This is a genomic window from Hymenobacter terrestris (assembly GCF_013377905.1).
Lineage (GTDB): Bacteria > Bacteroidota > Bacteroidia > Cytophagales > Hymenobacteraceae > Hymenobacter > Hymenobacter terrestris.
This window is the reverse complement of the sequence record NZ_JABKAV010000064.1, coordinates 1-18,915: the sequence shown is the minus strand read 5'-3', so window position 1 is coordinate 18,915 and position 18,915 is coordinate 1. Positions and strand designations below refer to the sequence as shown.

Annotated in this window: 17 protein-coding genes; 12 read left to right on the top strand and 5 right to left on the bottom strand. The window is 60.7% G+C overall.

The genetic code is table 11. The features are described from left to right. Positions 1-541: helix-hairpin-helix domain-containing protein (locus HW556_RS15370; RefSeq protein ID WP_246289673.1), on the bottom strand; the 541-nt coding region annotated here is incomplete at its 3' end. A gap of 237 nt (positions 542-778) precedes the next feature. Here HW556_RS15370 and HW556_RS15365 point away from each other — a divergent pair. From HW556_RS15365 to HW556_RS15345, 5 genes are all read left to right on the top strand, one after another. Then, positions 779-1,180: a hypothetical protein gene (locus HW556_RS15365; RefSeq protein WP_176901002.1), complete on the top strand. Its 402-nt coding sequence runs from the start codon at positions 779-781 to the stop codon at positions 1,178-1,180. 82 nt (positions 1,181-1,262) lie between these two features. Next, positions 1,263-1,643 (top strand): hypothetical protein, encoded by a 381-nt coding sequence (locus HW556_RS15360; protein ID WP_176901001.1) that lies wholly within the window; start codon positions 1,263-1,265, stop codon positions 1,641-1,643. A 108-nt stretch (positions 1,644-1,751) separates the two neighbouring features. Then, positions 1,752-2,204, top strand: a complete 453-nt coding sequence (locus HW556_RS15355) for a hypothetical protein (RefSeq protein WP_176901000.1) — start codon at positions 1,752-1,754, stop codon at positions 2,202-2,204. 104 nt (positions 2,205-2,308) lie between these two features. Further along, positions 2,309-2,725 (top strand): EVE domain-containing protein, encoded by a 417-nt coding sequence (locus tag HW556_RS15350; protein WP_176900999.1) that lies wholly within the window; start codon positions 2,309-2,311, stop codon positions 2,723-2,725. Positions 2,726-2,892: 167 nt separating this feature from the next. Then, positions 2,893-4,515 (top strand): hypothetical protein, encoded by a 1,623-nt coding sequence (locus tag HW556_RS15345; protein ID WP_176900998.1) that lies wholly within the window; start codon positions 2,893-2,895, stop codon positions 4,513-4,515. A gap of 164 nt (positions 4,516-4,679) precedes the next feature. On the opposite strand, the gene HW556_RS15340 is transcribed toward HW556_RS15345, so the two are convergent. The 3 genes from HW556_RS15340 to HW556_RS15330 form a co-directional block, all read right to left on the bottom strand. Then, entirely contained in the window at positions 4,680-5,240 is a 561-nt protein-coding gene (locus tag HW556_RS15340; protein WP_176900997.1) for a DUF4252 domain-containing protein, read from the bottom strand. 163 nt (positions 5,241-5,403) lie between these two features. Beyond that, positions 5,404-6,879 (bottom strand): OmpA family protein, encoded by a 1,476-nt coding sequence (locus HW556_RS18955; RefSeq protein ID WP_176900996.1) that lies wholly within the window; start codon positions 6,877-6,879, stop codon positions 5,404-5,406. A gap of 521 nt (positions 6,880-7,400) precedes the next feature. Beyond that, on the bottom strand, positions 7,401-8,690 hold the full coding sequence (locus HW556_RS15330) for an aminopeptidase P N-terminal domain-containing protein (protein ID WP_176900995.1): 1,290 nt from the start codon (positions 8,688-8,690) through the stop codon (positions 7,401-7,403). 259 nt (positions 8,691-8,949) lie between these two features. Here HW556_RS15330 and HW556_RS15325 point away from each other — a divergent pair, with 259 nt between their 5' ends. From HW556_RS15325 to HW556_RS15300, 6 genes are all read left to right on the top strand, one after another. Continuing rightward, complete coding sequence (locus HW556_RS15325) at positions 8,950-9,987, top strand: glycosyltransferase family 9 protein (protein ID WP_176900994.1); 1,038 nt, start codon at positions 8,950-8,952, stop codon at positions 9,985-9,987. A 255-nt stretch (positions 9,988-10,242) separates the two neighbouring features. After that, positions 10,243-11,475: a M16 family metallopeptidase gene (locus HW556_RS15320; RefSeq protein ID WP_176900993.1), complete on the top strand. Its 1,233-nt coding sequence runs from the start codon at positions 10,243-10,245 to the stop codon at positions 11,473-11,475. 133 nt (positions 11,476-11,608) lie between these two features. Beyond that, positions 11,609-12,043 (top strand): YDG/SRA domain-containing protein, encoded by a 435-nt coding sequence (locus HW556_RS15315; protein ID WP_176900992.1) that lies wholly within the window; start codon positions 11,609-11,611, stop codon positions 12,041-12,043. 97 nt (positions 12,044-12,140) lie between these two features. Further along, positions 12,141-13,031 carry a YDG/SRA domain-containing protein gene (locus HW556_RS15310; RefSeq protein ID WP_218136944.1) on the top strand — a complete coding sequence of 297 codons (891 nt, stop codon included), beginning with the start codon at positions 12,141-12,143 and terminating at the stop codon, positions 13,029-13,031. 6 nt (positions 13,032-13,037) lie between these two features. Further along, entirely contained in the window at positions 13,038-13,682 is a 645-nt protein-coding gene (locus HW556_RS15305; RefSeq protein WP_176900991.1) for an O-methyltransferase, read from the top strand. Positions 13,683-13,827: 145 nt separating this feature from the next. Continuing rightward, positions 13,828-16,791, top strand: a complete 2,964-nt coding sequence (locus tag HW556_RS15300) for a TonB-dependent receptor (RefSeq protein WP_176900990.1) — start codon at positions 13,828-13,830, stop codon at positions 16,789-16,791. Positions 16,792-17,029: 238 nt separating this feature from the next. Here the strand turns inward: HW556_RS15300 and HW556_RS15295 are convergent, their stop codons facing one another. Then, positions 17,030-17,749: an outer membrane beta-barrel protein gene (locus tag HW556_RS15295; RefSeq protein ID WP_176900989.1), complete on the bottom strand. Its 720-nt coding sequence runs from the start codon at positions 17,747-17,749 to the stop codon at positions 17,030-17,032. 360 nt (positions 17,750-18,109) lie between these two features. Here HW556_RS15295 and HW556_RS15290 point away from each other — a divergent pair. Then, positions 18,110-18,915 (top strand): lytic transglycosylase domain-containing protein (locus HW556_RS15290; RefSeq protein ID WP_176900988.1); only part of this gene is annotated, 806 nt, incomplete at its 3' end.

The following is an 18,915-nucleotide window of genomic DNA, read 5'->3' as shown; positions in this document are numbered from 1 at the left end:
CGGCGCGCTCGGTGCCAGGGGCGGCCTCCAGGCGGGCCAGCAGCTCGTGGGCCAGCTCCTCGCCCTGTGGGTACAGCAGCTTGCCGCGGCTCTGGTCGGTGAAGTCGAGGGCGTCGAGGATGGACTGCTGGGTTTTCTGGCCGAAGCCTTTGAGCTTGCTGACCTCATCGTTTTCGGCCGCCGTGCGCAGCTGGGCACCGTCTTCAATACCCAGATCCTTCCACAGGCTGCGGATTTTTTTTGGGCCGATGCCCTTTATTTTCAGCAACTCGACTACGCCGGGCGGGGTGGTGGCCAGCAGCCGGTCGAGCTCCTCGAACGAGCCGGTATCGAGCATTTCGGCTACTTTGGCGGCGGCGGTTTTGCTCAGGCCAGTGCGGTCGGGCAGGCCGGTGCGCTCCACATCGGCCACCGGGAAGCTGAGGGCTTCTAGGGCACTGGCGGTGCCTTCGTAGGCCCTTATTTTAAACGGATTTTCGCCGTGCAGCTCCAGCAGCTGGGCCGCCAGGCGAAAGGCTCGGGTGAGGGCGCGGTTGTCCATGGCAGTAAAGGTAATGCGTGGGCGGGGGAACGGGTGACGGGGCAACAGCCGCTATACGCCGGTTCCGGTCTGCCCGATGCGCCCTGCCGCCAGCCCTGCCGATGGCCTGCTTGCAGCCAACGGCCCCGCGCAACCCTGGTGCGGCCGGCCACTCAGCCGCCCTCGGCAGCCTTGTTTCGGTTGCCGGGTTCTTACTTTCCGTATCTTACTTTTACTATCCACTTACTTCCTTCCGCCATGCGCCTTTTCACCGTTTTTGCCGCCCTGAGCGTACTCCTGCTGGCTGCCACCTGCAACCCCGAGTCGCAGGGTTCGCGCCTGCCGCCCAACCTGAAGCAGTTGGAAGGCACCTGGCTGCACGCCCACGAGGAAGATCAGGACGATGTGCTGGTATACCGCCCCAACACGTACGCGTTTCCGCCTTCGCGGGGCCGCACCGGCTTTGCTTTTGAGCGCAACGGCCTGTTTACCCAGTACGACATTGCCCCCACCGACGGCCTCGAAGGCCATAAAGGCCATTGGAAAGCCCAGAACGACCATACGCTACTTATCAGCCTCGACGACAAGCAGGAACCCGACTACGAGCTTGAGATAGTTTCGCTGGAAAATAACGTCCTGAAGGTGAAGCGCAAGCAATAAGAAACCGGGCGTTTGCAACCCGCCGCCGGAGTTTCGGCTCCCGTTGACAGGTGCTATTGCCCGATTTTCTATTGCCTTGCCTATGCGTTTACCCCTTTATTTATCCGCCGCCCTACTCCTGCTTTCGGCGGGATGCGAGAAAGACGACGAACCCATGCCGGACTACGTTTTTGGTCGGGCCTGGTACAACACCTACCAGGCCGGCGAAGACGGCGCCACGGTTTTTTCGCCCACCAACCCCAACCTGGCCTGGCGCTACGACGGCTTCCGCCTCAACGCCGATGGCAGCTTTCTGGAGTACGGCCTCGATGCCCTCGACAAGCCCGAGGAGCGGCCGGGCACCTGGCAGAGTGAGGGCAGCCAAACGTACCGCATTACGTTTCGTACAACAACCCGCAAGGGCTATCTACTCCGCATTACCAAGCCCGCCAAAGACCAACTGCAGGCCCGGCGCGACTACTAAGCTGGCCACCTCTTATATAGCCAACCACGTAACTGGCAGCTTTCTGCAACCTTTTGAGCAACCACTGGCTCCTGCTATTACTCCTTCTCTGTTTAAGTACCTATCACTATGCGCGCTTTTTTGCTGACAGCCTTGGCCGCCACGGTCTTATCTCTGGGCTCCTGTAATAAGGAAATTCCTGAAGTCTCCCCTGAAAAACAAATAGACCTTCAGAGCTTTAACACCTTTTTCTTCCAGAAACTCTGGCTTAACTCTTACGAGGCCCGCCCCGGCGAAACGCCCGTTTACCGCCCCGAAAACTATACTTGGACCACGCAGCCTCAGCGCTATAACATGCCCTTTGAAGGCGGCGACGGATTTCGGCTCGATGCCGATGGCACGGGCGTGTACATCGCGCCCGGCATCGGCCCCGGCCCTACCACCCACCCCATTACCTGGCAGCGCGTCGAGCCCGGCAAGTCGGTCTTTCGCCTTCACGTAACCGACAATTCGCGGCCCGATATGCAGGTGGAAATCGTGAGTGTGGACGCCGACCGCCTCACGGCCCGCTACCTGCCTTAGCCTACGCTGTCAGTTGCCAGCAGCACAGCGGCCCGGTTGCCCCCACTAGTGGGCAGCCGGGCCTTTTGGCGTTATGTTTGCGCCAAAACCTACCTGCTTCTCATATGAACTACTGGCTTGTTAAATCGGAACCGGCGGCGTACTCCTGGGCTGACTTTGTGCGCGAGGGCGGCACCGACTGGACCGGCGTCCGCAATTTCCAGGCCCGCAACTTCCTGCGCCAGATGCAGCCCGGCGACCCGGTGCTGTTCTACCACAGCGTAACCGACAAGCAGGTGGTGGGCATTGCCGAAGTAGCTGCTCCCACCGCGCCCGACGCCACTGCCCCCGCCGGCACCGACTGGGTGGCCGTACGCCTGGTGCCGCGCCAGCCCCTGGCCGCGCCCGTGTCGCTGGCCCGCATCAAGCAGGATGAGCGCCTGGGCCAGATTGCCCTACTGCGCCAGTCGCGCCTGTCGGTGATGCCGCTGAAGACCGAGGAGTTCGATGTGCTGCTGGAGCTGGGTGCCGGGCCGATGTAAGCGCCTACTTAGCGGAACCGGAAGGCGGGTTTGTACATTTTCCCGGGCTTCGGTATGGAATACGGCCGGCAACGGCATCATTTGGGGGCCAACCGGGTTAGGCATAGCACGGGCTTCTGTGTATCTTACCCTTGCTCCTCTCCTCTGAAAGCCCGGTGGTTCCCGCTATGAAACATACGCTCCTGCTTTTTTGCCTGCTGATTGTTGCGCCAGGCCTGTGGGCGCAGAAATCCAAAGCCCCCCGCCCCCCGGTAGAGCCCTTGCAGGAGCGGCGCACCGAGCTGCCGCTGGAGTTTTCCAACAGCGAGGTACAGGTACAGCCCCTGGCCGAAGACAGCAGCCTGGTGCTGCTCGTGGAGCACGATGTGCGGCTGACGAGCCAGCCCGGCTACTACTTCCAGAAGCTTGACTACCAGCTGCAACCCGCCCCACCCCGGCCGCTGGAGGTACCGCGAGGGTACGAGTTTGAGCGTATCTGCGCCGAGGGCACCGATGTGTATGCCCTGTTCAGTGGCGTGGCCGAGGGTACGCTTTGGGTGGCCGCCTTCGATACGCGCACCGGCGAGCTGGCTACCGGCGAGTTCAAAACCAAGAAAGCCCGGCAGATTCATAATCTCACCGCCCTCGATGGCAACCTGTTTGTAACGGTGGAAGTGGAACAGCACCTGACGGTACTGCTGCTGAACCTGCTCACGGCCCAGTTTCAGTTTCTGCCCTCCGTGTACGAGCCACTGCCGGCCCGCTTCACGCTGCTGGCCGACTCGGCTACCCAACGGGCCGAGCTGATTTTGAGCGAAACCAACGGGTTTAAGTCGCGGCTGCAGCTTAAGCAGCTCGATCAGCAGGGCCAGCTCATCCGCTCCGAGTTTGTGCAGGCCGGCTCCGAGCGCGGCTTACTCGATGCCCAGCTCAGCTCGGGCGACAGCGCGGCCCGGGTGCTGGCCGGCACCTACACGCTGCGCGACTCGCGCTACTCCCAGGGCCTGTTTGCGGCCGACCTGACGGCCGGCACTACGCCTACCGGCCAGCGCCGCTCGCTGCGCTTCTACGACTTTCTCAACTTCAAGCACTTCTTCGATTTTATGAAGCCGGCGAAGGTAGAGCGGCTGCGCCAGCGCCAGGCCCGCCTGCGAAACGAGGCCCGCCAGCCACGCCACCGCTACCAGCTGCTTATGCACGACATGCTACCCACTGCCGAAGGGTTTGTGCTGGTAGCCGAGGTGTATTATGCCCGCTACAACAGCGGCTATAGTGGCTATGGACTACCCGGCGGCATTGGCTACGGAGGACTGCCCTATGGCACCGGCGCCGGAGGCTTCGGCTACCCCTCGCGCTACAACAGTTTTTATACCAACCGCCGGCCCGCCAATGGGTACCACTTCAGCCACGCCGTAGTCTGCGGTTTCGACCGCCAGGGCAACTTACTCTGGGACAACTCCTTCCTGCTCGACGAGGTGAACCGGTTTCAGCTGGAAGAAACCGTAGCCGTACAGTCCCTGAACGATGGCAAGCTGGTACTGGCCTACATGAAAGACGATAAGCTATACTACAAGCTGGTAGACCGCACAGCGCCTTCGCCCAACGACTGGCAGGTGCACCTGCGCACTGGCCCGGCAGCCGCCGCTGGCACCGAAAGCCCCAGCAAGCGGGGCGAGAAAACCATCAGCACCTATCAGGAGCACCTGATGCCCTGGTACGGCCGCCATTTTCTGGCAGTTGGCTATCAAAGTATCCGCTCCGAAAGCGGGACTATGCGGGAAGTGTTTTTTCTCAACGACCTGGTATTTTAACCAGCCGAATCAACCTCTAATAAAGCACAACGCAGAAGCGCCGGCCAAAAAACACTTGGTATCGGGTGCTTTCTGGCCGGCGCTTCTGCGTTTTATCTGGTCGCCAGCTAACTGTTTCAGCAACTCATCTTTTTGAAGCGGTTTAGAAAATTAGCCGCTATGTTTTAAAAGTCGCCGCTGGCCACGTTGGGCAGCACTTTGGTCAGCTCGGCTACCTGAGCGCGGGTAAAGCTGCCACTAATAGCCATTAGCACAAATGAGCCGGTATTTTTCTCGCCCCCCACGGCCACCAGCTCCGTCACCCGGTCGTTCTGCTCGCGCACCGAGTAGCGCATTTGGTTGGGCATGTCGGGGTTAGCATCGGCTATGGGTAGGGCCGTGTACCGCTCGCTGGCCAGCAGGCCGGCTACTTCCTTGTCGAGGCCCTCTACTACCAGCTGCTGGGCGTTATTGCTGGTGGGTGTGAAGCTGAGGATTCTGGCGCTCCGAATGGAGGTAAGGGCCTGGCTTAAATCGTTGTTGCCGCCGAGCTTACCGAGGCGGCCCAGCAGAAACCGGGTACCCAGGCTGGCATTCCAGTCGGTGGCCTTGAAACCGGAGCGGTTCTCATACTTGTTGAAGAACTCGGCAACCGTACGGGCTGGCGTGCCCGGGCCACTGGCCCGACAGCCTGCCAGCCACAACAAGGTAACGGCTAGCAACAAAGGAGCGAAACGAACTTTCATAAGCATCTACTTAATAAGGAAGTGGAAAACGATAGGGTATTGCTGCTTTACGCAACAGCCGGCCGGCCGTTGGGGCAGCGGAGCGACAAAGCGCAGAAACCACGGCAACAAAAAAGCGGCGCACCCAGTGGGTGCGCCGCTTTTTTACGTTGCTTTCGCAGCCTTATGGCTGGGGAGCATTCGGGATGAAGAATTCAAACTTGAACTCTACCCGACGGTTCTGCGACATGTTGGTGGCCGACGTGTTCGGAGCAGCAGGCTCCGACTCACCTTTACCTTCCGTCACGATGCGAGCGGGGTCGAGGGCTTTGCCAGTGAAGTAACGCTTCACCGAACCGGCACGACGCTCCGACAGACCCTGGTTGTACTCATCGGTACCGCGCGAGTCGGCATGGCCGATTACCCGGATGCTGTACTCAGGGTTGTCCTTGAGGGCCTGTACCATCTTGTCGAGGGTACCGTACGACGTGCGCTTGATAACCGTGCTGTTCGTCTCGAAGCGAATCGGCTGCTCCAGCTTGCGCAGGGCGGGATTCACTTCCATTGGGCAGCCGTTGGCATCAACGCGGGTGCCGGCCGGGGTGTTGGCGCACTTATCCACGTTGTCGGGTACTCCGTCGCCGTCAGCGTCCAGCACCAATGGGCAACCGGTAGCATCTACCTGGGTGCCGGCCGGGGTGTCGGGGCACTTGTCGTTCTTGTCGGCAACGCCGTCACCGTCGGCATCTGGGCAACCGCGCAGGGCGGGCAGGCCAGCCTGGTCGGGGCACTCGTCGTCTTTGTCAGCTACACCGTCGTTGTCCTTGTCGGGGCAGCCCATCATGGCAGCCGTACCGGCTTCGGTCGGGCACTGGTCCTGGTAATCCGGAACGCCGTCCTTGTCGCCGTCGAGCGGGCAACCATTCTCATCCACGGCTACACCAGCCGGCGTGTCGGGGCACTTGTCTTTGCGGTCAGATACGCCGTCACCGTCGGTATCCTTGGCTTTGCCCAGGTTGAAGCTCAGGCCCAGCTTGTGCTGCAGGTACCGGTCGTTGAGCTTGCCAACGTTAGTAATACCGTCAATCTGGTCGGTGAGCGGGTAGTGCTGGCCGGTCTGAATGAACAGGCCTACCGTTTCCGAGAAGTTGAACTTGATGCCGGCAGCAGCCGAGATGTCAAACGCGTAAACGTCCGAGTTGCCTACAATCTGGTCGTTGATGTCGTACAGATCGGGGCTGGCGAAGAATACGCCGGGCTGCACCACCAGGTAAGGCGCGATAAACGCATCCTCCTTCAGGGCCCAGCCATTGTTAAGCTTCAGCTTGATTGGAATACCTACGTTCACCACGTTGGCATCGAAGCGCCGGATGGGGTAGAAGGTGTTCTTCGGGTAATCAGCCGAGAACTTCATGTCGCCGTAGCTCAGGTCCAGACCAATGTCGAGGCCCGGAGCAATGTAGCGGCTCACTGTTACACCCAGTCCGTACTCTACTTTGTTGCTTTTGAACCACTCCGACCCGAGGTCGCCGTGGTACTGCAGCCAGTTGTAGTACACGCTGATGTTGGTTTTACGGTCCGATGTCTGCGCTTGCGCATCGGGGGCCAACGACAACATCGCAAGACCACAGGCCGCAATGGAGGTTAGGATTTTTTTCATAAGAAAAGAGGTTTGAAAAGGCAAAGGTATCGTTTCCGTCCATTGAACCGCACCGGCGGCTTCGCGCCTTACTATGGTGCCTATACCGGCCCGCATAAAATTAGGTTGCTTTAATATGTCTTTAATTTTGCAAACCCTCCGGGCTGGCTGGGGGCTATTGCACACCATATCAGGCACATTGCGCCCGATTTGCCGGTCTGCAAGCAGCACAATTTCTTGGCCGCTCTCTTCGGTTTCCAGCCCTAGAAAAGCGGCCGAAAAAAAAATTTAAGCCCGTCGAATTACAGCCGTAAAAAAAGCCTGGCGGCCGCTTCCCAAGTTGGAAACGACCGCCAGACCAAGGGGTACTCAGTGAGGATGCTACTAAGCTTGCCGAAGCAGTTCTACGTCTTCGACAGGCCAGCTAACCTAAATGCTACGGAGGGCGAAACAGCCGGGCCACCTTGCCTGGCTCAGCTTGATGGGAACAACATTTTTCGTAAAGCTCCGATACGCTTCAGGGCCGGCAACCGGCCAGCCGTTTAGCGGCGCATGAGCCGCTCAATGTCGTCGGCTTCGAGCGGGATATTCTTCATCAGGTCGTCGTTGCCGGTTTTGGTAATGAGGATGTCGTTTTCGAGACGGATACCCAGGCCCTCGGCCGGAATGTAGATACCCGGCTCGCAGGTGTACACCATGCCCGGCTCGAAGGTGCGGTACTTAAAGCCAACATCATGCACATCGAGGCCCAGGTAGTGGCTGGTGCCGTGCATGAAATACTGCTTGTAGAGCGGCGCGGCCGGGTCCTGGTTCTTCACGTCCGACGCATTTAGCAAATCAAGCTTGATAAGCTCCTTCTCCATTTCGGAGCCCACGGCGGCGTGGTATTCCTCGATGTTGCCGCCGGCCACGAGCCGGGCCGTGGCAAACTTCATCACGTGCAATACTGCCTCGTACACGGCCCGCTGGCGCTTGGTAAAGGTGCCGCTGATGGGGATGGAGCGCGACATATCGGCCGCGTAGTTGGCATACTCGGCCCCAAAGTCGAGCAGCATCACGTCGTCGGCCTTACACTCCCTATCGTTGCTAACGTAGTGCAGGATGCAGGCGCTGGGCCCCGAGGCGATGATGGAGCCATAGGCCGGCCCACGCGAGCCGTTGCGCAAGAACTCATGGAAAATTTCGGCCTCCACCTCGTACTCCATCACGCCGGGCTTCACGAAGCCGAGCAGGCGGCGGAAAGCGGCTTCGGTGAGGTCGGCAGCCTTTTGCATAAGCCGGATTTCCTCAGGGCTCTTGATGGCCCGCAGCTGATCGACGAGCCGGGAAGCGCGGCGGTACTGGTGCAGCGGGTAAGCGGCCTGCAGCTGCTTGATGAAGCGGGCGTTGCGGGTTTCCACGGCCACCACGGCCCGGATGTGCTCGTTGCTGGGCAGATACACGTTGTCGGCCTCCGCCATCAGGGCCGGCAGCACCGTTTCGAACGAGTCGAGCCACATGATGGTGCGCACGCCGGTTTGTTCGCGGGCCTGCTCCTTGGTGAGCTTGTAGCCCTCCCAGATGAGAATTTGGGGGCTGGTTTCTTTGAGAAACAGGATTTCGCGGTGCTGCGGCAGGGTAGCATCAGGGAAGATGACGAGGATGCTTTCTTCCTGATCAACGCCGCTCAGGTAGAACAAGTCGTTGTTCTGGCGGAAGGCCATTGTGCCGTCGGCGTTGGTGGGCATAATGTCGTTGGCCTGAAAGATGGCCAGCGAGGCGGACGGCAGCAGCTCGCGGAAGCGGCGGCGGTTTTCGGTGAACAAATCGGGCAAAATAGAGCCGTAGCGCATAGTAGCGGGGATGAGGTAGAACAGGTAAAGGTCGCCGAAGCGGTCGGCCCAAGTTAAGCAGATTACGGTTCGGGCCGAAAAAGAACGTCATTCAGAGCGCAGCGAAGAATCTCGCGTGCTGAAGTTGGAACAGCAAACAGACGTAAGCACGCGAGATTCTTCGCTGCGCTCTGAATGACGTTCTATTCTGGTCACCACAGCAAACAGTTCCGCCCCGCCCCTACGGCACACGTATCTTTGCCGGCTCACTCGCCCCGCCATGTCCGCTGTCGCCCCGCCCGCCATCCTGCTCATTCAAACCGCTTTCATTGGCGACGTGATTCTGGCCACGGCCCTGCTGGAATATCTGCACCGCACCGAGCCCGAAACGCCGGTCGACTTTATGGTACGCCGGGGAAACGAGGGGCTACTGAAAGGCCACCCGCACGTGCGGCAGGTGCTGGTCTGGGACAAAAAGCAGGACAAGTACCGCGGCCTGCTGGGGCTATTGAAGCAGATCCGGCGCACCAGCTATGGCCGCGTCGTCACACTGCAGCGCTTTGCCAGCACCGGCCTGCTCACGGCTTTTTCGGGCGCCCCCGAGCGTATAGGCTTCGACAAGAACCCGCTGGCCCGGTTTTTCACGCGCACCGCCCCGCATGTGCTCGAAGCCGGCGTACACGAGGTAACGCGCAACCTGCGCCTGCTGGCCCCCGAGTACCAGGGCCCCGTGGTGCCGCCACGCCTCTACCCTTCCGCCGATGATGAGCAGGCAGCAGCCGAAGCAGTAGCGGCGGGCAGCGGGCCGTACATCTGCATTGCGCCAACCTCGGTGTGGTTTACCAAGCAGTTTCCGGAGGTACAGTGGCTGAAGCTGCTGGCCGCGCTGCCACCCGAGTACACCGTGTTTCTGCTCGGCGGTCCGCCCGATACGGCCGCCTGCCAGCGGCTGCTGGAACAGAGCGGCCGGCCGGGACTGGTAAACTTGTCGGGTCGCCTCTCGCTGCTGGCTTCGGCGGCCCTCATGCGCGGGGCGGTGCTCAACTACGTGAACGATTCGGCACCCATGCACTTGTGCTCGGCCTTAGGCGCGCCGGTATGCGCGGTGTACTGCTCCACGGTGCCGGCCTTCGGGTTTGGGCCGCTGAGTCCGTTTTCGCGCATCGTGGAAATTGAGGGGCCCCTGCCCTGCCGCCCCTGCGGCCTGCACGGCCATGCCGCCTGCCCGCAGGGCCACTTCCGCTGCGCCCACGATATCCGGACGGAGCAACTGCTGGCGGTTTTGGGCGAGGCGCAAGGTGAGATAGTGCATGCGTGAGAGCAGTTGTCCTGCTGAGCGAAGCGCAGCGGAGTCGAAGTATCTCTACCGCTTTGTTGCAGTCGATAGAGTTAGCATTACAGTAGAGATGCTTCGGCTGCGCTCAGCATGACAACCTCTCTTACCTTACTCACTCATTCGCCGCCCGTACCTTTGCAACCTACCGTGCGCTGGCGTGGTTATACCGGGCGGGGCCAGCGGATTGCCTGTACGACGGCAAGGCCTTCTGCCCCCCTCCCTCCTAGACTCCAGAAAATGACTGATTACGACCTGTACGAGTTGCCCAACGGAATTCGGGTGCTGCATAAGCAGGTTCCGCACACCAAAATTGCCCACTGTGGGTTTCTGCTTGACATCGGCTCGCGCGACGAGAAGCCGCACCAGCTCGGGCTGGCGCACTTCTGGGAGCACATGGCCTTTAAGGGCACCCACAAGCGCAAGAGCTTCCACATCCTCAACCGCCTCGAAACCGTGGGCGGCGAGTTGAACGCCTATACTACTAAGGAGAAAATCTGCTTTTACGCCTCGCTGCTGAGCACGCACTTCGAGCGGGCCTTCGAGCTACTGACCGACCTCACGTTCAACTCGGTATTTCCTGAAAAGGAGATTGAGAAGGAGCGCGGCGTGATTCTGGAGGAAATGGCCATGTACCACGACGCGCCCGAAGACGCCATCATCGACGACTTCGACGACGTGGTATTTGCCCGCCATACGCTGGGTCACAACATCCTGGGCACCCGCGAAAGCGTGTCGGGCTTCCAGCAGGCCGATTTCCATCAGTTTCTGGCCGATAACGTGCGGACTGACCGGGTGGTATTCAGCTCGGTGAGCAACCTGCCCTTCAAGGAGGTGAAGCGACTGGCCGATAAGTACCTGGCCCCGCTGCCGGCCCGGCTTGGGGCGCGGCCCCGGCTGGCGTTCAGTGGCTACCAGCGCCTGGAGCGGCTGGAGCGCAAGCCCATCACGCAGGCTCACTGCCTCATCGGCGGGCCAGCCTACGCGCTACATGACGAGCGGCGGATTCCGTTTTTCCTGCTCAGCAACCTACTTGGCGGCCCCGGCATGAACTCGCGCCTTAACCTGGGCGTGCGCGAAAAGTACGGTCTCGTCTATACCATTGACGCCACTTACTCGCCCTACACCGACACGGGCCTGTTCGGCATATACTTCGGTACCGAGAAAAAGCAGGTGAACCGCACCGTGGCGCTGGTGCAGAAGGAGCTCAAGCGCCTGCGCGAACAAAGCCTCGGCACCTCGCAGCTGCACACGGCCAAGGAGCAACTGATGGGCCAGCTGGCTATGGCCGAGGAAAGCAACAGCGGCCTGATGCAACTGCTGGCCAAAAGCACCCTCGACCTCGGCCGCGTGGAAGCCATCAACGAAATATTTGACCGCATCCGCCGCATCACGGCCCCCGAGCTACTGGAGATGTCAAACGAGCTCCTCACCGACGACAACCTGAGCGTGCTGCAGTACGTGCCGGAATAGAGTTGAACGTTGTAGGGTGCGGGGCTTGTCCCCGCCCGCCGTTGCACGAAACCAGGCATCGTTGTTCAACGGCGGGCGGGGACAAGCCCCGCACCCTACAACGTTCTGACTATAAGAGTATCCAAAGTTAAAAATGCCCCACTTCGGCCACGTCAGCTACTACCGGCCCGGCGATGTGCTGGACAGCCGGCTGGCGCTGAGCCGGGCGGGGCTGCATCGCCCCACCCGTACGGGCGTGAGCGGCTCGGCTCAGGAAGGCGCGGAATCCATCATTCTGGCCGACCAATACGCGGACGACGACTTTAGGGAAGATGACCTGACGTATTCCGGCAGCGGCGGCCGCGACCCGCGCACCCGCCGCCAAACGGCGCATCAGGAAATGAGCGGCCGCAACCTGTACCTCAACAAAAGCCTCGAAACCAGCCATCCGGTGCGGGTTTTCCGGCGAATTGCGGTTGGTGACGGCTTCGGATACCGCTACGAAGGCCTTTACCGGGTGGTAGAGGCCGTGTATGAGGCTGGCAAAGCGGGCTTTTTGGTCTGGAAATTCCGGCTGGTGCCCGAGTAGCGTGGCGGCGCGTTGCTTGGCTTTTAGGCCGGATGCCAGTAGGTTTGCCGAAGGTCGATTATACTGGCCGTCCTTTCACCTCAGACAGATTTTCCTGATGCCTGCTCGTCCGGTGCCCGTTCATCTTGGTTCAGTTGCCGGTATCCGGCCAGGACACGAGTTTTTGCGTCGTTCGGAAGTGAAAGACGCGGGCCTGCACCGGGATTTATACAGGGGCATTTCGAGTCTGAAAGGGTTTCCGGCGGAGGCCATTGTGCTATCGGGTGGCTATGAGGATGACCTGGATTTGGGCTCGGTAATTCTGTACACCGGCGAAGGCGGCAACCAGGAGGGCCGCCAGGTGGCCGACCAGCAGTTGAAAGGCGGTAATCTGGCCCTGCACTTAAGCTTCGAGCAGCAAACACCGGTGCGCGTTATCCGCAAGGTGCGCCAGGGGCCCGATTTCTTTTTCCAGTATGCCGGGTTGTATCTGGTTACCAGCTCCGCAGCTCAGGTAGGCCGTTCGGGGCACCAGATCTGGCAGTTTCGGCTGGAACTGATGGACGAGCCAGCTTTACCCGATACGGGCGTGGCGCTGGTGCAGGAGCCCGCCGCAACGTATGAGCCGGCCCCGCGCCAACTGGCCCTGTCCAGTCGCGTGGTGCGCGACACCCGGCTGATGCGGGCGGTGAAGGAACTGTATGATTTCAGCTGCCAAGTTTGCGCCGCCCGGCTGCCCACGCCCACCGGGGCCTACGCCGAGGCCGCCCACATCCGGGGACTCGGCGCCCCGCACCACGGTCCCGACCGGCTCGACAACCTGCTATGCCTGTGTCCGAACCACCACATTACCTTCGACCGGGGCAGCTGGGCAGTGAACGACGACGGGACGCTGCGGGGCCAGCCGGGACGCCTGACGCTGGCCCCCGCTCATGAAATCAACCCGCTGCACCTGCACTACCACCGGCGCCGCATCTATCAACCGCACCAAGCGCCTACCCTTTTCTAAACCTGCATGTACTCCCCCGACGACGCCCAGCGCTACGCCGACGACCACACCAGCCCCGAAAGTGCGCTGCTGGCTCGCCTCAACCGCGAAACTCACGTGCAGGTGCTACACGCCCGCATGCTGTCGGGGCACGCGCAGGGGCGGCTGCTGAGTATGCTGAGCCACATGATTCGGCCGCGGCGGGTGCTGGAGCTGGGCACCTTTACCGGCTACTCGGCCCTGTGCCTGGCCGAGGGATTGACCTCGGACGGGATACTGCATACCGTGGAGCAGAACCCCGAGCTGGCTGGCCGCATCCGGCGCTACGTGGCCGCGGCAGGGCTAGAGGGGCGCGTGGATCTGCACATCGGTTTAGCTGAGAAAATAGTGCCTGCGCTGGGCGAAACTTGGGATTTAGTGTTCATCGACGCCGACAAAATTAATAACGACACGTACTACGAGCTGGTGCTGCCCCAGGTGCGGCCGGGTGGGTTTCTGCTGATTGACAACGTACTGTGGAACGGCAAGGTGCTGCCCGGCTACCCCGTGAAGCCCGCCGACAAGGACACCCACGCCGTGCGGGCCTTCAACGCCAAAGTGCAGGCCGATGCGCGGGTGGAAAACGTGCTGTTGCCCCTGCGCGACGGGCTGCTGCTGGTGCGCAAGCTGTAATTGAATGCTGTAGGGGCGGGGCTTGCCTCGCCCGCCGTTGAACGGAATCGTTGAAACGGTGCTGACGGCGGAGACAAGCCCCGCCCCTACGCTGTTTGAAAAGAAATATCAGCTATCAGTAAACGCCGGAGAATCTTTGGTGTCTATGCTGGCTAACGCTCTTACACCTCGCCTGATGATGCTACGTTTCCTCCTTGGCCTGTTGGCTTTTACTTCGCTGCTCGCAACTGCCCAAGCCCAGACGACGACGGTGAGCGGGCGTGTGCTCGATGGCCAGGATCAGTCGGCGCTGCTGGGGGCCAATGTGCTACTGCTGCAACTGCCCGACTCGGTGCGGCGCGGCGCGGCTGTGGGGCCCGACGGCACGTTTACGGTGGGAAGCGTGCCAGCAGGGCGCTACCGGCTCACGGTGTCGTTTCTGGGCTACCAGGATTTGCAGCGCACCGTGCAGGTGGGCGCCACGCCGCTGAACCTGGGTGCCCTGACGCTGCAGACCGGGGGCATAACGCTGAAGGGCGTGGAAGTGGTGGGCCAGGCCGCCGCCGCCATTCAGAAGGGCGACACGGCCCAGTTTAACGCCGGCTCGTTCAAAACCAACCCCGACGCCAGCGCCGACGACCTGATTAAAAAGATGCCCGGCATTGTAGTAGACCCCACCACCGGCCGGGTGCAGGCCCAGGGCGAGCAGGTGCAGCGCATATTGGTAGATGGCAAGGAGTTTTTCGGCAACGACCCCGATGCGGTGCTCAAGAACCTGCCGGCCGAGGTAATCGACAAGATTCAGGTGTACGACCGGGCCTCCGACCAGAGTCAATTTACGGGTTTCGACGACGGCAACCAGCAGAAAACCATCAACATCATCACCAAGCCGCAGTTCCGTAACGGTAAGTTTGGGCGGGTGGTGGCCGGCTACGGGCCGCTCGACGACCGTTACCGGGTGAGCGGCAACCTGAACAGCTTTAAGGGCAAGCGCCGGTTGAGTGTAGTGGCTCAGACCAACAACGTGAACGAGCAGAACTTCGGCACCGACGATTTGCTGGGCGTGGTGGGCAGTTCGGGTGGCGGCGGCCGGGGCGGACGCGGCGGCCGGGGTGGCGGCGGCCGGGGCGGCAACAGCGGCAATGCCAGCGACTTTCTGGTGAACCAGCAGGGCGGCATCAGCCAAACCCACGCGCTGGGCCTGAACTACTCCGACGTTTGGGGTACTAAAACTGAGGTGCAGGGCAGCTATTTTTTCAACCTGAGCGACAACACCAGCGCTACCAGCCTGCTGCGCCGCTACGTGCCTACCGCCGGCCAGCCCCAGGATTTGCGCTACGCTGAGGACTCGCGCGCCAGCAGCCGCAACCTCAACAACCGCTTCAACATGCGCCTCGAACACAAGTTCGACACCATGAACTCGATTCTGTGGCGGCCCAGCTTCTCGATGCAGCGCAACACCGGCAACAGCCTGCTCGACGGCAACACGTTTCTGGCCACCCCCGACGGCGGCACCAGCGCCACCACCCCTCAGGGGGCCAATGCCAGCTCCTACCGCTCGGCCCTGACGGGTATTACGGGCAATAGCCGGCTGCTGTACCGCCACCGGTTTGCCCGGCGGGGCCGCACGATTTCGGCGGGCCTCGACGCGGGCTACAATAACAACCGCGGCGACAACAACCTGCTGTCGAGCACCACCTTTTTTCGTCAGGATCAGCCGGTTACCAGCTCCCTCAACCAGTTTTCGGAACTGACCCAGACCGGCTGGAGCTGGAGCGGTAGCCTCGACTATACCGAGCCGCTGGGCCAGAATGGAGCCATCCAGGTGGAGTACGACGTGGATTACACACCGAATAAATCGGATAAGCGAACGTTTGATTTTGTGCCCGGCGACCAACAGTTCAGCCGCCTGAATGACACGCTCAGCTCGGTTTTCAAAAGCAACTACCTCACTAATGCGGGCGAGTTGAGCTACCGCTACCAGAACAAGGAGTTGCAGTGGTCGGTAGGTGCCGAGCTGGAGCATGCCCGCCTGAACAGCGACCAGGAGTTCCCGCGGCCCGGCAACACGCAGCGTACCTTCCTCAACCTGCTGCCCAACGCCCGGCTGCGCTATAATTTCTCAAAAGAGCAGAACCTACGCATCAACTACCGCACCAACACCAATGCCCCGTCTGTTGGCCAGCTGCAGGAGGTAGTCAACAACTCCAACCCGCTGCAACTGACGACCGGCAACCCCAACCTGCGCCAGGAAATCCGCCGGAACCTATTCGTGCGCTACTCATCGGCGGTGCCCGAAAAATCGCGCTCGTTCTTTGCGTTTCTGGGCGGCAGCTACATCGACAACTACATCACCAACAACACGATATATGCTAGTGGCGAGCCGCTGACCGTGGACGGCATCGTGATTCCGGCTGGTGGCCAGCTCACCCGGCCCGTCAACCTCAACCAGCAGTACTCGGTGCGCAGCTTTGCCAACTACAGCCAGCCCTTGGCCCTCATCAAGTCGAACCTGAGCCTGAATGCCGGCCTCAACTACGCCCAAACGCCGGGCCTGGTATTCGGCGAGTTGAACTACAACCGCACGCCCTCGGCCAGCCTGGGGGCCAGCCTGAGCAGCAACATCAGCCCCGAATTGGATTTCACGCTGGCCTCCAACTCCAGCCAGAGCTGGGTGCGCAATAGCCTGCAGCCGCAGCTCAACAACCGCTTTTTCAGCCAGAACACCAGCCTGCGCCTAAGCTGGATTATTGTCAAGGGTATTACGCTGAAATCCGATGTCAACCACCGGCTGTACTCGGGCCTGGAAGCGGGCTTCAACCAGAATTTCGTACTCTGGAATGCTTCGCTGGGCAAGAAGCTGTTTGCCAATCAGCAGGGCGAAATTCAGGTATTTGCCTTCGATTTGCTGGGCCAGAACAACAGCATCCAGCGCAATGTTGCCGCCGCCTATACCGAGGATGTGCGCACCAATATTCTGCAGCGCTACTTCCTGCTGAGCTTCACCTACAACATCCGCAGCTTCGGTAGCGGCGGGGGGCCTGAGCGCGAAGGCCGCGACGACAACAACGGCCCGCGCCCCGGTGGTGGGGGGCCAGAAGGCGGTGGCCGGCCCGGCGGCGGGATGTGAGGACGTTGGCTATCGGAACGTCATTCCGAGCGCAGTCGAGGAATCTCACGTATCAACGTTGCAACAGTAGTCCTAACGGCAGCTCCCAGATTTCTCGGCTGCGCTCGGAATAATTGGCTGTTTTACCGATTCCGGCCAGATTACCGCAGCATTCAACAAACCGACAGCCCACTCTCATCTGGAGCGGGCCGTTGGTTTGTTGAATAATACAGCGCACGAAACGTTACCTTCGTCCAAGCTATTCGGAATGTCCGAACAGATAGGCCACCGATACCTGCGCTACCCGATTGTAATAGCTGGGCGTAATAAACCCGTCTCCAATCCCTTCCTCGTACCGGGGGCCAGCATCGCGCAGTCCGTAGCTGTAGCTCAGCTGCAGAAGTAGCTGCTCGCAGCGGTAGCCAGCTCCGGCTTGAAGGCCGGCATCAATCCGTTGGGAGTAGGAATGAATGGAAGATGGATCAGGGGCCCGCCCCGGCTCAAGCTTCATGGTACCTTGGCGCACCCCACTCGCTCCACTCATCGCGTCCTCATAGTACGTATCAAGCTCGGCTTTTCCCCCAAGCAGCAACCCGGCATAGCCACCAGCAAACACCTGCAAGCCTTGCCCGTCGGGGCGAAAGGCATAGGCCACCTGCACGGGTACATTCAGATAATTCAGGCGGTAGTCGTTTTTCTGGCGGGTGTACAAGCTGTTGGGTGAGGTGTACGCATCATCGATTCGAAACCCTTTCTGCTGATAAAGTGCCACTACCTGCAGGGCCAGGTGCTGGCGCTGAATGTTTGCCAGAGCTCCAATTGCGCCTCCGGTTCGATAGTGGGTTGTAAAAGTGTGGTCGTACTTGTAAGGCGCCGTACTGGTGTTGAACCCGATAACGGGACCCGCGCTGATACTGGTTTGGCCCTGCGCACAACTAGCGGAACCGAGTAAGAATAGGGGGATAAATAGGTGTTTCATGGCGCAAAGCTAGGGATATTACCCCGTCCATTTGAGCCAATATCCTGGCCGCCGGGGCGATGGAGAAGCCACCCTTTGCTGGCCTTATCGGAAACGAATTAAAAAAATCGGTGCAGCAACCGGAGCCCCACGGAAGAGGCCTATATCCGAGCTGCTTGCTTCGCTGGCCAGGTTTGCGCGGCAACTAATCCAGGCGCGAACCACTGCCGCTTACCGTGCTTTGCTACACGGTAGAATTCCGTCATTCTCTTGGATTTGCGAGCTCCGGCACGGAACGCGCCCAATTTTTCCTCTACTTTGTGGGCTGACGGGGCCGGCCAGCGGGGCTGGCGCAGTGGCTCCGCGTATTGCCTGCTTTGTATGAAACGCGTTTACCTGCTGCTACTATTGCTGCTCCCGCTGTTGGGAACGGCCCAAACTGTGCCCGTACCGGCCAACTTGCTACTGGGCAACCTGCGCCTGCGCCTCACCCCCGGCGGGCAGGCAGCGGTGCAGCAAAAGGTGGACGCGCTGCGCCGTCACCCGGCCTCGTTTCAGGCCAAGGTGGTGCTGGCCGATGCGTATTTTCCCATCATCGACCGGGTATTTCAGCAGGAAGGGTTGCCGCTGGATTTCCGCTACCTGGCCATTCATGAAAGCGGTTTGCAGGGCAATGCCCAGAGCATCAGCGACGCTATTGGCTACTGGCAGTTCAAGCGCGAGGCAGCCCTAGATTTTGGGCTGCTGATGAATGAGGCGGTGGATGAGCGCAAGCACATTGTGGCTTCGTCGAAGGCGGCGGCGCAGTACCTGCTGCGCAACAACAAAACGTTTCGCAACTGGATCAACTCGCTCATCAGCTACAACCTGGGCCTGACCGGGGCCAAGCCCTACACGCTGCCTACCGATTACGATGCTACCGAAATGGAAATTACGGAGCGCTCCAACGGCTACGTGCTCACGTTTCTGGCCCACAAGGTGGCTTTCGAGCCGGCCTTGAACCTGAACCCGCAGCCGCCGCTGCTGTTTCAGGAGTTTCCGGCGCCGGCCGGCCAGCCGCTGGCCCTGCTGGCCACCAGCCTGCGCCAGGACCCCGAGGAGCTGGCCAAGCACAACCGCTGGCTGCTGGCCCCCACCGTGCCCACCGACCGCGTGTACACCGTGCTGGTGCCTATATCCGACCCAGC

Excerpts from the sequence above, each read along its gene's own strand:
- HW556_RS15325 (WP_176900994.1), top strand. The coding sequence starts at position 8,950 with ATGTCCGCTGTCGCCCCGCCCGCCATCCTGCTCATTCAAACCGCTTTC.
- HW556_RS15300 (WP_176900990.1), top strand. The coding sequence starts at position 13,828 with ATGCTGGCTAACGCTCTTACACCTCGCCTGATGATGCTACGTTTCCTC.
- HW556_RS15320 (WP_176900993.1), top strand. The coding sequence starts at position 10,243 with ATGACTGATTACGACCTGTACGAGTTGCCCAACGGAATTCGGGTGCTG.
- HW556_RS15330 (WP_176900995.1), bottom strand. The coding sequence starts at position 8,690 with ATGCGCTACGGCTCTATTTTGCCCGATTTGTTCACCGAAAACCGCCGC.
- HW556_RS15355 (WP_176901000.1), top strand. The coding sequence starts at position 1,752 with ATGCGCGCTTTTTTGCTGACAGCCTTGGCCGCCACGGTCTTATCTCTG.
- HW556_RS15345 (WP_176900998.1), top strand. The coding sequence starts at position 2,893 with ATGAAACATACGCTCCTGCTTTTTTGCCTGCTGATTGTTGCGCCAGGC.
- HW556_RS15360 (WP_176901001.1), top strand. The coding sequence starts at position 1,263 with ATGCGTTTACCCCTTTATTTATCCGCCGCCCTACTCCTGCTTTCGGCG.
- HW556_RS18955 (WP_176900996.1), bottom strand. The coding sequence starts at position 6,879 with ATGAAAAAAATCCTAACCTCCATTGCGGCCTGTGGTCTTGCGATGTTG.
- HW556_RS15295 (WP_176900989.1), bottom strand. The coding sequence starts at position 17,749 with ATGAAACACCTATTTATCCCCCTATTCTTACTCGGTTCCGCTAGTTGT.
- HW556_RS15340 (WP_176900997.1), bottom strand. The coding sequence starts at position 5,240 with ATGAAAGTTCGTTTCGCTCCTTTGTTGCTAGCCGTTACCTTGTTGTGG.
- HW556_RS15310 (WP_218136944.1), top strand. The coding sequence starts at position 12,141 with ATGCCTGCTCGTCCGGTGCCCGTTCATCTTGGTTCAGTTGCCGGTATC.
- HW556_RS15350 (WP_176900999.1), top strand. The coding sequence starts at position 2,309 with ATGAACTACTGGCTTGTTAAATCGGAACCGGCGGCGTACTCCTGGGCT.
- HW556_RS15315 (WP_176900992.1), top strand. The coding sequence starts at position 11,609 with ATGCCCCACTTCGGCCACGTCAGCTACTACCGGCCCGGCGATGTGCTG.
- HW556_RS15365 (WP_176901002.1), top strand. The coding sequence starts at position 779 with ATGCGCCTTTTCACCGTTTTTGCCGCCCTGAGCGTACTCCTGCTGGCT.
- HW556_RS15305 (WP_176900991.1), top strand. The coding sequence starts at position 13,038 with ATGTACTCCCCCGACGACGCCCAGCGCTACGCCGACGACCACACCAGC.